This is a genomic window from Planococcus kocurii, from assembly GCF_001465835.2.
GTDB lineage: Bacteria > Bacillota > Bacilli > Bacillales_A > Planococcaceae > Planococcus > Planococcus kocurii.
Map to the genome: position 1 here is coordinate 2437809 of NZ_CP013661.2, position 13203 is coordinate 2451011.

Annotated in this window: 12 protein-coding genes; 11 read left to right on the plus strand and 1 reads right to left on the minus strand. The window is 42.9% G+C overall.

Annotation, left to right across the window (positions count from 1 at the left end; translation table 11 throughout):
* The first annotated feature begins 11 nt into the window (after positions 1-11).
* The 6 genes from AUO94_RS12010 to AUO94_RS12035 all read left to right on the plus strand — a co-directional run bounded on the left by AUO94_RS12010 (position 12) and on the right by AUO94_RS12035 (position 9123).
* Positions 12-1148 carry an acyl-CoA dehydrogenase gene (locus AUO94_RS12010; RefSeq protein ID WP_058384439.1) on the plus strand — a complete coding sequence of 379 codons (1137 nt, stop codon included), beginning with the start codon at positions 12-14 and terminating at the stop codon, positions 1146-1148.
* A gap of 16 nt (positions 1149-1164) precedes the next feature.
* Positions 1165-2304, plus strand: a complete 1140-nt coding sequence (locus tag AUO94_RS12015; RefSeq protein ID WP_058384440.1) for an acyl-CoA dehydrogenase — start codon at positions 1165-1167, stop codon at positions 2302-2304.
* 15 nt (positions 2305-2319) lie between these two features.
* Positions 2320-2961, plus strand: a complete 642-nt coding sequence (locus AUO94_RS12020) for a TetR/AcrR family transcriptional regulator (RefSeq protein ID WP_058384441.1) — start codon at positions 2320-2322, stop codon at positions 2959-2961.
* A gap of 5 nt (positions 2962-2966) precedes the next feature.
* Positions 2967-6218, plus strand: coding sequence for a fused isobutyryl-CoA mutase/GTPase IcmF (icmF, locus tag AUO94_RS12025; protein WP_058384442.1), 3252 nt, complete (start codon positions 2967-2969; stop codon positions 6216-6218).
* Positions 6219-6804: 586 nt separating this feature from the next.
* Positions 6805-7368, plus strand: coding sequence for a DNA-directed RNA polymerase subunit delta (gene rpoE, locus AUO94_RS12030; RefSeq protein ID WP_058384443.1), 564 nt, complete (start codon positions 6805-6807; stop codon positions 7366-7368).
* Between the two features lie 156 nt (positions 7369-7524).
* Entirely contained in the window at positions 7525-9123 is a 1599-nt protein-coding gene (locus tag AUO94_RS12035) for a CTP synthase (RefSeq protein ID WP_058384444.1), read from the plus strand.
* A 57-nt stretch (positions 9124-9180) separates the two neighbouring features.
* On the opposite strand, the gene AUO94_RS12040 is transcribed toward AUO94_RS12035, so the two are convergent.
* Entirely contained in the window at positions 9181-9657 is a 477-nt protein-coding gene (locus AUO94_RS12040) for a DUF2529 family protein (RefSeq protein ID WP_058384445.1), read from the minus strand.
* A 47-nt stretch (positions 9658-9704) separates the two neighbouring features.
* Here AUO94_RS12040 and AUO94_RS12045 point away from each other — a divergent pair, with 47 nt between their 5' ends.
* The 5 genes from AUO94_RS12045 (at position 9705) to AUO94_RS12060 (ending at position 13198) form a co-directional block, all read left to right on the plus strand.
* Entirely contained in the window at positions 9705-10064 is a 360-nt protein-coding gene (locus tag AUO94_RS12045) for a response regulator (protein ID WP_058384446.1), read from the plus strand.
* A gap of 84 nt (positions 10065-10148) precedes the next feature.
* The gene (locus tag AUO94_RS12050; protein WP_058384447.1) at positions 10149-11006 is read left to right on the plus strand and encodes a class II fructose-bisphosphate aldolase; all 858 of its coding nucleotides are present in this window, start codon (positions 10149-10151) and stop codon (positions 11004-11006) included.
* Between the two features lie 77 nt (positions 11007-11083).
* Positions 11084-11740 (plus strand): fructose-6-phosphate aldolase, encoded by a 657-nt coding sequence (gene fsa / locus AUO94_RS12055; protein ID WP_058384448.1) that lies wholly within the window; start codon positions 11084-11086, stop codon positions 11738-11740.
* Between the two features lie 49 nt (positions 11741-11789).
* Positions 11790-11918 (plus strand): hypothetical protein, encoded by a 129-nt coding sequence (locus AUO94_RS17705; RefSeq protein WP_256204103.1) that lies wholly within the window; start codon positions 11790-11792, stop codon positions 11916-11918.
* Positions 11900-13198 (plus strand): UDP-N-acetylglucosamine 1-carboxyvinyltransferase, encoded by a 1299-nt coding sequence (locus AUO94_RS12060; RefSeq protein WP_058384449.1) that lies wholly within the window; start codon positions 11900-11902, stop codon positions 13196-13198. The genes AUO94_RS17705 and AUO94_RS12060 overlap by 19 nt, the downstream gene beginning before the upstream one ends.
* Positions 13199-13203 lie beyond the last annotated feature (5 nt).

The window sequence follows — 13203 nt, forward strand, 5'->3', positions numbered from 1 at the left end:
GAGGAAACATTATGGATTTGCACTTTACAGATGAACAACTTATGATGCGCAACATGGTGCGAGATTTTGCAAAAGAAGAAATTACTCCTTTTATTGAAAAAATGGAAGAAGGCGAATTTCCAACAACCATTTTAAAGAAAATGGGCGAACTTGGACTGATGGGCATTACCGCTCCTGAAAAATACGGCGGTGCTGAAATGGATTTTACTTCTTATATCACAGCTATTCATGAATTATCAAAAGCGAGCGGCGTCATTGGCGTCATTCTTTCTGTTCATACATCAGTTGGGACAAATCCAATTTTGAACTTTGGGTCACAACAACAAATTGAAAAATATGTACCAAAACTAGCAAGTGGCGAATACTTAGGCGCATTTTGTTTAACAGAGCCTGCAGCAGGATCTGATGCAGGAAGCCTTAAAACAAAAGCCGTTTTAGACGGTGATGCTTATGTCTTAAACGGTTCGAAAGTGTTCATTACGAATGGTGGGGCAGCTGATACGTATATCGTTTTCGCTTCAACAAAACCTACCGCAGGTTCTCGTGGAATTTCAGCTTTTATTGTTGAAAAAGGAACGCCGGGTCTAATTATCGGTAAAAACGAAAAGAAAATGGGACTTCATGGTTCGAAAACGGTTCAATTAACTTTCGAAAACATGCGTGTACCAGCTGAAAACTTATTAGGCGAAGAAAATAAAGGGTTCAGTATTGCGATGGCGAATTTGAATGTGGGACGCATCGGTATCGCGGCACAAGCACTCGGCATCGCGGAAGCGGCTTACGAATACGCTGTGGCGTATGCAAAAGAGCGTGTACAATTCGGTAAGCCAATTGCGCAGCAGCAAGGCATTGGCTTTAAACTAGCAGACATGGCAACACAAGTAGAAGCGGCAAAACTGTTGGTTTACAACGCAGCAGACTTGTATTCAAAAGGTAAAGACTGCAACAAACAAGCTTCTATGGCAAAACTTTTCGCTTCAAAAGCAGCGATGGACGTAACCATTGAAGCCATTCAAGTGTTTGGCGGCTATGGCTATACAAAAGATTATCCAGTCGAGCGTTTGTTCCGAGATGCCAAAGTAACAGAAATTTACGAAGGCACAAGTGAAATTCAACGTATTGTAATAAGCAAACAACTAACCAAATAATTGGAGGAATAAAAATATGAATTTTCAACTATCTGAAGAACACGAAATGATCCGCAAAATGGTAAGAGATTTCGCCAACAAAGAAGTGGCACCCACAGCAGAAGAGCGCGACGAAGAAGAGCGTTTTGACCGCGAAATCTTTGATAAAATGGCTGAACTTGGCTTAACAGGAATTCCATGGCCAGAAGAGTACGGCGGAATTGGCTCAGATTATTTGGCGTATTGCATCGCAGTTGAAGAGTTATCACGCGTTTGTGCATCAACAGGCGTTACACTTTCAGCACATACTTCACTTGCTGGATGGCCCGTGTACACATTCGGAACAGAAGAACAAAAACAAAAATACCTTCGCCCAATGGCTGAAGGTACAAAAATTGGTGCATACGGATTAACAGAACCATCTGCAGGGTCTGACGCAGGCTCTATGCGCACTTCTGCACGAGAAGATGGCGATCACTACGTCTTAAACGGCTCGAAGATTTTCATTACCAATGGTGGCATCGCCGATATCTATGTGGTTTTCGCAGTAACAGATCCAGAATCGAAACATAAAGGCACGACGGCGTTCATTATTGAAAAAGACTTTGAAGGTTTCTCGGTCGGTAAAAAAGAGCGTAAGCTAGGCATTCGTTCAAGTCCGACAACGGAAATTATTTTTGACAACTGCCGCGTACCAAAAGAAAATGTCTTAGGCGAACTGGGTCAAGGCTTTAAAATAGCGATGCAAACGCTTGACGGCGGCCGTAATGGCATCGCAGCTCAAGCGGTCGGAATCGCACAAGGTGCACTTGACGCTTCGATCGATTACGCCAAAGAGCGTGAGCAATTCGGTAAACCAATTATGGCAAACCAAGGAATTTCCTTTAAACTAGCGGACATGGCGACTTCCATTGAAGCTTCTCGTTTGTTGACATACCAAGCTGCTTGGCTTGAGTCGAACAAATTGTCTTATAGCAAAGAGTCGGCAATGGCAAAATTGATGGCAGGTGACACGGCGATGAAAGTAACTGTGGAAGCGGTTCAAGTATTTGGTGGCTACGGTTATACGAAAGATTACCCGGTTGAACGCTTTATGCGCGATGCAAAAATCACCCAAATTTATGAAGGTACTCAGGAAGTCCAACGTCTAGTTATTTCTCGGATGGTTACGAAATAAGCGGAGGGGTGCCTTATGGACAAAAAGCGTGAAATTGAGTCTTCCGTAAAAGATGAAAGCTTGATCGAAAAGCGCCGTGAACAAATGATTCGCGGGGCTGTCACGCTTTTTAAGGAAAAAGGCTTTCACCGGACGACGACTAGGGAAATTGCCAAAGCAGCTGGCTTTAGCATTGGAACTTTATATGAATATATCCGGACGAAGGAAGATGTATTGTATCTTGTTTGTGACTCGATTTATGACGAAGTACATGCACGTCTCGACAAACTTGATATCGAACAAGGGTCTGTTAGCGTTCTGGCGATGGCGATTGAACATTACTACATTTTGATTGACGAGATGCAAGACGAATTTGTTGTCATGTACCAAGAATCCAAATCATTGCCAAAAGACGCTTTAGGCTACGTGCTGAATAAGGAACTCCAAATGGTCGCGATTTTTGAACGATTACTGACACAATGCGTCGAGAAGAACGAAATCGACATGACACCCAAAGAAGTGGTCATGGCGGCTCACCATTTATTTGTACAAGGACAGATGTGGGCTTTCAGACGCTGGGCTTTAGACGATTTCACCATTCAAGAATTTATCCATATCCAAACTAAGTTTCTTTTGCAGGGGATGGCAGGAGAACACATTTCAATACAGGGGGCTTAATTATAATGGCTATCATTGAAGAATCGAAAACCTATCAGCCGAAAAATCATATTCGCTTTGTTACAGCTTCTAGTCTTTTTGACGGCCATGACGCGTCCATCAATATTATGCGTCGGATTTTGCAGTCGAGCGGTGCCGAAGTGATTCACTTAGGGCACAACCGTTCTGTTGAAGAAGTAGTCAATGCGGCAATCCAAGAAGATGTTCAAGGGATTTGTATTTCTTCTTATCAAGGCGGTCATATGGAGTACTTTAAGTATATGTATGATTTATTAAAGGAAAAATGCGCGTCGCATATCCGCATTTACGGCGGTGGCGGTGGCGTTATTTTGCCACGCGAAATCAAAGAACTTGAAGCTTACGGCGTTGCGGGTATTTTTTCACCTGAAGATGGGCGAAAAAAAGGCTTGCAAGGCATGATCACTGAAATTGTTGAGGAATGTGATTTCTCAACGGTAAAAGAAAATCAGTCTTTTGAAAACTTAACAACTGAAGAACCGGTTGTACTGGCGAACGTCATTACAGCGGCTGAAGAAGCCCACACGCGAGATACAGATACAGATGAATTGTTGAGGGTGGTTCGTGAACAAACGAAAAACACACCGATTCTTGGAATTACGGGAACAGGCGGAGCTGGTAAAAGTTCGTTAACAGATGAATTGATTCGTCGTTTCTTATCAGAACTTCCAGACAAAAAAATCGCCATTTTGTCTATTGACCCGACCAAACAAAAAACGGGCGGGGCACTTTTAGGTGATCGTATCCGCATGAACGCTATTTTCAACAAACGCGTCTTTATGAGGAGTCTTGCAACACGTGGTTCGCGTTCTGAATTGTCAGGCGCAATCGGTGATGTATTGGATGTTGTGAAAGCAGCAGATTTTGACTTGATTATCGTTGAAACGAGCGGGATTGGTCAAGGCGATGCAGAAATCGCGAATTTCTCAGACGTATCGATGTATGTGATGACAAGTGAATTTGGTGCGCCGTCACAGCTTGAAAAAATTGATATGATTGATTATGCAGATTTAATTTGTATCAATAAATTCGAACGCAGCGGTTCACAAGATGCGCTTCGTCAAGTGCAAAAGCAGTACCAGCGCAGCCGCCTGTTGTGGGATAAAGAGCTAGATGATATGCCGGTTTACGGCACCATCGCAAGTCAGTTTAACGATAAAGGCACGAACTCGTTGTTTGCGGCATTAGTAGGGACGATTAATGAAAAATGTGGAACCGATTGGGAAACGGATTACGACAAATTCGTTAAAACGCAAAAAGAAAACCTCATTATTCCAAACGAACGTCGCTATTATTTGCGTGAACTGACGGATACAATCCGTGGCTATCACGCGAAAACGAAAGAGCAATCTGCTTTTGCACGCCGTCTGTTCCAATTAGAAGGAGCAATCGAAGCGGTAAAAGAAAAAGCGCCGGATGATGCATTAGTTGCTTCACTCGAGTCGCTTGCAGAAGGTGTTCGTGATGAACTAACAGCCGAATCAAAACGCATTTTAAACAACTGGGATGCCTTAAAAGAAATGTATGCGGGGGACGAGTTTGTTACGACGGTACGTGACAAAGAAATTCGTACCATTTTGCGTACAGAAAGCTTGTCTGGCATTAAAGTGCCTCGCGTTGTCTTGCCGAAATTCGTTGATTACGGTGAAATTTTGTCATGGGTTTATTTGGAGAATGCTCCAGGTTCATTCCCTTACACAGCTGGTGTATTCCCGTTCAAACGTGCTGGAGAAGATCCAAAACGTCAGTTTGCAGGAGAAGGTACACCTGAACGCACCAATCGTCGTTTCCATTACTTATCAAAAGACGACGATGCGAAACGTTTGTCAACAGCGTTTGACTCGGTAACGCTTTACGGCGAAGACCCGGATCACCGCCCGGATATTTACGGGAAAGTCGGCGAGTCTGGTGTATCCATTTGCACATTAGATGACATGAAGAAATTGTATGAGGGGTTTGACCTTTGCGCACCGTCGACTTCTGTATCGATGACCATCAACGGACCGGCGCCAATCATTTTGGCGATGTTCATGAACACGGCAATTGATCAGCAAGTAAAAATCAATGAAGAAAAACTGGGTCGCACGTTGACTGTAGAAGAATTCACAGAAGTTCGTGAAGGCACGCTGCAAGTGGTTCGTGGAACCGTACAAGCAGATATTCTAAAAGAAGACCAAGGACAAAATACGTGTATCTTCTCAACTGAATTTGCATTACGTATGATGGGCGATATTCAGCAATACTTTATCGACCATAAAGTACGTAACTACTATTCAGTATCAATTTCTGGCTACCACATTGCAGAAGCGGGCGCGAATCCGATTTCACAATTGGCGTTTACCCTGTCGAACGGCTTCACGTACGTGGAATACTATTTGAGCCGCGGCATGAAAATCGATGACTTTGCACCAAACTTGTCGTTCTTCTTCTCGAACGGACTAGACCCGGAGTATACGGTTATTGGACGTGTAGCACGTCGCATTTGGGCAGTTGTCATGCGCGATAAATACGGTGCCAATGAACGTAGCCAAAAGCTGAAATACCACGTACAAACATCAGGCCGTAGTTTGCACGCTCAGGAAATTGATTTCAATGATATCCGGACAACGCTTCAAGCGTTAATGGCGTTGCAAGACAACTGTAACTCATTGCACACCAACGCTTACGACGAAGCCATCACAACGCCGACAGAAGAATCGGTCCGTCGCGCAATGGCCATTCAAATGATTATCACCAAAGAACACGGTCTTTCGAAAAACGAGAACCCGCTACAAGGCGCGTTCATCATTGAAGAAATGACCCAATTGGTAGAAGAAGCGGTAATGACAGAATTTGACCGCATCAACGACCGCGGAGGCGTATTGGGCGCAATGGAAACACAATACCAACGCGGCAAAATTCAAGAAGAATCCATGCATTACGAAATGAAAAAACACACAGGCGAATTGCCGATTATCGGAGTCAACACATACTTGAATCCAAATCCGCAAACGGACGATGACATCAACTCGATGGAAATCGCCCGCGCCACAATAGAAGAAAAGGAAACACAAATCGGCAACTTGCGCGCTTTCCAAGAACGCCATGATTCGAGTGAAGCGTTAAATCGCTTGAAACAAGTAGCGAAAACTGGCGGCAACATCTTTGAAGAATTGATGGAAACTGTAAAAGTCGCAAGTCTCGGCCAAATCACCACCGCTTTATACGAAGTAGGCGGGCAATACAGACGCAATATGTAAGTAGAAGCTGGATAAAAAAGATGGAACACATGTCGAACGACATGTGTTCCATCTTTTTTGCACGGTACGAGAGAAATACGCACGGTACGAGAGAAATACGCACGGTACGAGAGAAATACGCACGGTACGAGAGAAATACGCACGGTACGAGAGAAATACGCACGGTACGAGAGAAATACGCACGGCACGAGAGAAATACGCAAGTTTCAACAAAAAACGCACACAACAAAAATCCTGCTTATCCGATAGAAAAACACAAATTAAAGAACTTTCTTTTTCAAAAGGATAGACAGTCGATATCCGTTTAGGTTTTCTGTATACTAAGAGAATATGCAACATCTGAAAAAAGAAGGATGAATCCTATGCGTAAAGCTATTCACTACATAATCATCGGAATCTGTGTCATACTGATTTTCTTCCTGTACAATAAAGCTTTGGGATCAATTCCATTTATGATTCTAGCAATCTATTTATTTTATTTTGGTTGGAGACAAATAGATCCAAGAAAAAAGAATACACGGTAGCGGAGACTAGTTAGTTTGTATATAATGAATTAAGTTATGAAAGAAGAAGGGACGTGCACGGAATGAAAATTCGTGAATTATCTAAAGAAGAACTAATAGAAGAGTCGTTTGTTGACTTGACATATGCGATGTTGCAAGAGACACATGAAACAAAAACCTATGCAGAATTGGTTGCAGAAATTGAAAAGTTACTGAGCCTATCTAAAGAGGATATGAAAAATCGATTAGTCCAGTTTTATACAGATTTGAACATTGATGGCCGCTTTTTGATTTTAGGCGAAAACCGTTGGGGTCTTCGCGAGTGGTACCCAGTTGAACAGATTGAAGAAGAATCTGCGCCAACGGTTAAAGCTCGTAAAAAGAAAGCCAAAGTGTCGGATGACGAAGGCTTTGACGATCTGGATGACTTGGCACTTGAAGACGAGTTGGAGTTTGAGGACTTCGGTGAAGACGATGAAGACGAAGATGACGACGATTTGATCAAATCGCCTGTTGAAGTACTAGACTTCGATGTGGATGAAGACAAAGAAGATGTAGACGTACTCGTTGAAGATATGGATGGCAACATCATTGATGACGAAGACGATGAAGATGAAGATGACGAAGATGAAGATGACTTAAAGTAAACTGAACATTTTTTCACCTTGACTTATGAGGCCGGACTGGATAATATTTTATTTGGGCTCCTTACAATAGGAGAGATGATTCGTACAGTTTACGCGCTCCCCTGCATGCAGCAGGCGGAGCGCTTTTTATTTTTTACCATTCGAGGAGGAAAAGGAATGACGAAGTATATATTTGTAACCGGTGGTGTTGTGTCATCACTGGGAAAAGGTATCGTAGCTGCATCATTAGGACGTTTGTTGAAAAACAGAGGGTTGAATGTGACCATTCAAAAATTTGATCCGTACATCAACATTGACCCAGGAACAATGAGTCCATACCAGCACGGGGAAGTTTTTGTAACGAATGATGGCGCAGAAACAGATTTAGATCTTGGCCACTACGAACGTTTTATCGACATCAACTTAAACAAATACTCAAACGTAACAACAGGAAAAGTATATTCAACTGTCATTCAAAAAGAACGTCGCGGCGATTACTTAGGTGGAACGGTTCAAGTAATTCCACACATCACAAATGAAATCAAAGACCGCTTGTTGCGTGCTGCAAAAACAGCGAACGCAGATGTGGTCATTACAGAAATCGGTGGAACGGTTGGAGACATCGAATCACTGCCATTCCTTGAAGCAATCCGTCAAATGAAATCAGATCTTGGTCGCGATGAAGTAATGTATGTTCACTGTACATTGATTCCGTACCTAGGTGCTGCGAAAGAAATGAAGACAAAACCGACACAGCATAGCGTCAAAGAACTTCGCAGTCTTGGAATTCAACCAAACCTAATTGTTGTGCGCACAGAACATCCGGTGCCACAGGACATGAAAGACAAAATTGCATTGTTCTGCGATATTAAGCCAGAAGAAGTTATTGAATCACGTGACGTAGATGTGATTTACGAAATGCCACTTCGTTTGCAAGAGCAGCATATGGACCAAATCGTTCTAGATCATTTCGGAATTGAAGCGCCAGAAGCGGATATGACAGAGTGGAGAACACTTGTTGAGAAAGTACAATCTCTTAAAAAGAGCGTTCGTATTGGCCTTGTTGGGAAATACGTGGAACTTCAAGATGCCTACATTTCAGTAGTTGAAGCATTAAAGCATGCTGGCTTCGCGTTTGATTCTGAAATCGAAGTAGATTGGATCAACGCGGAACACATCAACGCAGAAAATGCTGCAGAAAAACTAAAAGACTGTGACGGCATTTTAGTTCCTGGTGGTTTCGGCGATCGTGGCGTTGAAGGGAAAATCATAGCAACTCAATTTGCGCGCGAAAACAATGTACCATTCTTCGGTATTTGCCTAGGAATGCAACTCGCTTCTGTTGAATTTGCACGCAGCATCATGAACTTAGAAGGTGCACATTCTTCTGAATTAAATGCGAAAACGTCTTTCCCGGTTATCGATCTATTGCCTGAGCAAAAAGATATCGAAGACTTAGGCGGAACACTTCGTCTTGGTTTGTACCCTGCGAAACTTACAATAGGTTCGAAAGCACACGAAGCTTACGGCGAAGAACTGGTTTACGAAAGACACCGTCATCGTTACGAGTTCAATAACGAATACCGTGAGGCTTTTGAGAATGCTGGCTTCAAATTCACTGGAACTAGCCCGGATGGCCGTTTAGTAGAGATTATTGAATTAGCCGACCACCCGTGGTTCCTAGCTTGCCAATTCCACCCAGAATTTATTTCGCGTCCAAACCGTCCACAACCACTATTCCGTGAGTTTGTGAGAGCATCTATCGCTAATAAATAAAGAATTCACAAAAGCCTTCCCTTGAAAAAAAGGGAAGGCTTTTGTGAAGGGATTCACCTATTCACCTAGCATATCGTCTATACTCAATTTGACTGCATAATAAATATACAGTGCAGCTAAGGCATACGGAACCAACGCAGGCTGGTCATCGTCCTGTAATAGGTTGCCTGCTAGGTCATTTAGAGAGAAGAAAGCATCCGCCAACTCACTTTCATGTGAGTGCGCAGCAACGAATGCAAAGGCAATGCCAGCATCTGCTAACCTGCCAGCAAGCTCGTCCCCTTCGTCATTTAGAGCTAGTATCCAGACCCGATCAGTCCTGTGAACGATGCTTGAAGGCGACCATTCGACGGCAGTAGGCAAACCGTTTAAAGCAACGGGAATCACAGCTTTCATTTCACCAAAGGCTGCGATAAACACAGTACCTTCTGCAACAATGGCTTGTGCTAATACGCTAGCAATGTTATGGATAGGAGTATGTTGCTGAGACAAATGTGCCAGCATCTGTGTAAATTGTACGGTTAATCGATTCATAAAACTCACCTCGTAAAAAAGTATAGCAGATAAAGGAGTGGCTCTTCTTGAAGACTATTTTGATAGTAGACGATCAGCTAGGCATCCGACTATTATTAAAAGAAGTATTTAGCAAAGAAGGTTATCAAGCAATCGCAGCGGGAAACGGAATAGAAGCGCTTAAAAAAGTACAGGAATTTTCTCCGGATCTCGTATTACTAGACATGAAAATTCCTGGAATGGATGGCATTGAGATTTTAAAGCGCTTGAAAAAGACTAATCCTAGCATTCACGTCATCATGATGACAGCTTATGGTGAACTCGATCTCATTAAAGAATCAATGAATTGGGGGGCGGAGCGTTATTTCACTAAGCCTTTCGATGTCTTTGAAGTGCGTGATGCAGTTAAGCAACTACTCGAACAGTAGATAGCGAAGAAGTGGCGTAACTACTGGGTTTTTGATATAGTATAAAGGATATTCGCTTTAACCATCGCTGAGGAGGAAATTTAAATGCCGTTAGTTTCTATGAAAGAAATGATGATAAAAGGTAAACAAGAAGGATATGCAATTGGTCAATTCAATTTAAATAATTTAGAATTCACACAGGCTATTCTTCAAGCCGCACAAGAAGAAAATTCTCCAGTTATTTGTGGAGTTTCTGAAGGCGCAGCACGTTACATGGGTGGATTTACAACAGTTGTTAACATGGTTAAAGGATTGATGCACGATTATAAAATTACGGTTCCGGTGGCGATTCATTTAGACCACGGTTCGAGCTTTGAGAAGTGTAAAGAAGCGATTGATGCAGGATTTACATCGGTCATGATTGATGCATCTCATCATTCGTTTGAAGAAAATATTGAAATTACAAAACAAGTAGTCGAATATGCACGTCAGCACAATGTTTCTGTGGAAGCAGAATTAGGGACTGTCGGTGGACAAGAAGACGACATCATTGCGGATGGCGTTATTTACGCGGATCCACAGGAATGCAAGCAAATGGTTGAACAAACAGGTATTGATTGCCTAGCACCTGCACTTGGTTCGGTTCATGGACCTTATAAAGGTGAACCGAATTTAGGGTTTAAAGAAATGGAAGAAATCTCACAACTATGTGACGTACCGCTCGTGTTGCACGGCGGAACAGGAATTCCATTAAAAGATATTCAACGTTCAGTTTCTCTTGGTACATCGAAAATCAATGTCAACACAGAAAGCCAAATTACATCGGCTCAAGCAGTTCGTGAAGTGTTGAAAAACGATGCGGATGTTTATGATCCCCGCAAATACATGGGACCAGCCCGTGAAGCGATTAAAAAAACAGTTACTGGTAAAATGCGTGAGTTCGGAAGTTCAGGAAAAGCATAATTTAAAAACAACAAGACGGAGGAGAAGCGTCCGAAAGGCGTCTTCTCTTTTTCCCGTCAAACTGGAGGAGAGAACATATGAAATTTTTTATTGATACAGCAAACTTTGACGAAATTAAAGAAGCACACGCATGGGGGATTCTTTCGGGGGTTACAACAAATCCATCATTAGTCGCAAAAGAAAAAAATGTTTCGTTCCATGACCGCTTAAAAGAAATTGCTGCGCTTGTTGACGGTTCAATTAGTGGAGAAGTAATTGCACTTGATGCAGAAGGGATGATCAAAGAAGGCCGCGAATTGGCTGATCTTGCTCCAAACATCACAGTGAAATTGCCGATGACACCAGAAGGCTTGAAAGCTTGTGCAGTTCTTGCCTCAGAAGGCAAAAAAGTAAACGTTACATTGATCTTCAGTGCGAACCAAGCATTGCTTGCAGCACGTGCTGGAGCGGCTTACGTGTCACCATTCCTTGGGCGTCTTGATGACATTGGACATAACGGCATGGACTTGATCGCAACAATTTCAGAAATTTTTGCAATCCATGATATTTCTTCAGAAATTATTGCGGCATCTATTCGCCATCCACAGCACGTTACAGAAGCGGCTTTAAACGGTGCACATATTGCGACAATGCCAATTAAAGTGATGCACCAAATGTTCAGACACCCGTTGACAGACCAAGGAATCGAAGCATTCCTTGCAGACTGGGAAAAACGTTCAGTAGAAGTAAACTAAAAAAGTTTGAAACAGTCGATTCCTTCCTGAAATGGGAAGGGACGCCTTCGTGAAAGTGGAAAAAATGCAAGTTGAGATCGGCAATCAGTTGAAGCGCCGAACCAATGGAACTTTTCAAGCCAACCAAACGGCCCGAAAAGTGGATAAAGGAGAAATTCAATGGATGTTTATAAAATAAAAGGTGGTAATCGCCTTTCCGGAACGATTAAAGTCAATGGCGCTAAAAATAGTGCAGTAGCATTGATTCCTGCGTCGATATTAGCTAATTCGCCAGTATCGATTGAAGGGTTACCGGGGATTTCTGATGCATGGACACTGAAAAGTATTTTGGAGGAAATTGGTGGAGAAGTGACTTTTGAAGACGGAACAATGACGATTGATCCGACGACAATGGTAGATATGCCTTTACCAAATGGCAATGTGAAAAAATTGCGAGCTTCTTATTACATGATGGGCGCAATGCTTGGCCGATTTAAGCACGCAGCAATTGGTCTTCCGGGAGGCTGTTTCTTAGGACCTCGTCCAATTGATCAGCATATTAAAGGCTTTGAAGCGCTTGGCGCAAAAGTAACGAATGAACAAGGTGCGATCTATTTGCGTGCCGATGAACTTCGTGGTGCTAAAATTTATTTAGATGTTGTCAGTGTCGGAGCAACCATTAACATTATGTTGGCGGCTGTTATGGCTAAAGGACAGACAACGATTGAAAATGCGGCAAAAGAGCCGGAAATTATTGACGTTGCGACTTTATTGACGAATATGGGCGCCAAAATCAAAGGAGCCGGAACCGATGTTATCCGAATTGACGGTGTAGAGGAATTACATGGGACCAATCACACAATCATTCCTGATCGAATCGAAGCCGGAACATTCATGATTATGGCAGCTGCAATTGGTGATGGCGTGACGATTGATAACGTAATTCCATTCCATATGGAAGCATTGACTGCGAAATTGCGTGAAATGGGTGTTGACGTTCAAGAAGGTGAAGAATCGATTTTTATTCCGAAATCTACTGATCTTCATGCGATTGACGTAAAAACATTAGTTTACCCAGGGTTTCCAACAGATCTTCAGCAGCCATTTTCTGTACTTATGACTCAGGCTCAAGGATCTTCTATGATTACCGACACCATTTACTCGGCACGCTTCAAGCATATCGATGAACTTCGTCGCATGAATGCCAGTGGCCGTGTTGAAGGCCGAGCAGCAATTGTCACAGGGCCAACGCCATTGACGTCTGCAACTGTAGTGGCATCTGACTTACGTGCAGGAGCAGCTTTGGTAATCGCAGGGCTACTTGCAGAAGGTGAAACTGAAATTCGTGAAATTTATCATATCGAACGTGGGTATTCATCTATTATTGAGAAGCTTCAAGGTCTGGGTGCTGATATTCGGAGAGAAACAATTGACCCTGTGACGAGCATGAAGTCCGACCTTAGCCAAGACGCAAATTGATCTTC

Bases quoted from the DNA above. Each gene is read 5' to 3' on its own strand.
- AUO94_RS12060 (WP_058384449.1), top strand. From the start codon at position 11,900: ATGGATGTTTATAAAATAAAAGGTGGTAATCGCCTTTCCGGAACGATT.
- AUO94_RS12010 (WP_058384439.1), top strand. From the start codon at position 12: ATGGATTTGCACTTTACAGATGAACAACTTATGATGCGCAACATGGTG.
- AUO94_RS12050 (WP_058384447.1), top strand. From the start codon at position 10,149: ATGCCGTTAGTTTCTATGAAAGAAATGATGATAAAAGGTAAACAAGAA.
- icmF (WP_058384442.1), top strand. From the start codon at position 2,967: ATGGCTATCATTGAAGAATCGAAAACCTATCAGCCGAAAAATCATATT.
- AUO94_RS12040 (WP_058384445.1), bottom strand. From the start codon at position 9,657: ATGAATCGATTAACCGTACAATTTACACAGATGCTGGCACATTTGTCT.
- fsa (WP_058384448.1), top strand. From the start codon at position 11,084: ATGAAATTTTTTATTGATACAGCAAACTTTGACGAAATTAAAGAAGCA.
- AUO94_RS12015 (WP_058384440.1), top strand. From the start codon at position 1,165: ATGAATTTTCAACTATCTGAAGAACACGAAATGATCCGCAAAATGGTA.
- AUO94_RS12035 (WP_058384444.1), top strand. From the start codon at position 7,525: ATGACGAAGTATATATTTGTAACCGGTGGTGTTGTGTCATCACTGGGA.
- AUO94_RS12020 (WP_058384441.1), top strand. From the start codon at position 2,320: ATGGACAAAAAGCGTGAAATTGAGTCTTCCGTAAAAGATGAAAGCTTG.
- rpoE (WP_058384443.1), top strand. From the start codon at position 6,805: ATGAAAATTCGTGAATTATCTAAAGAAGAACTAATAGAAGAGTCGTTT.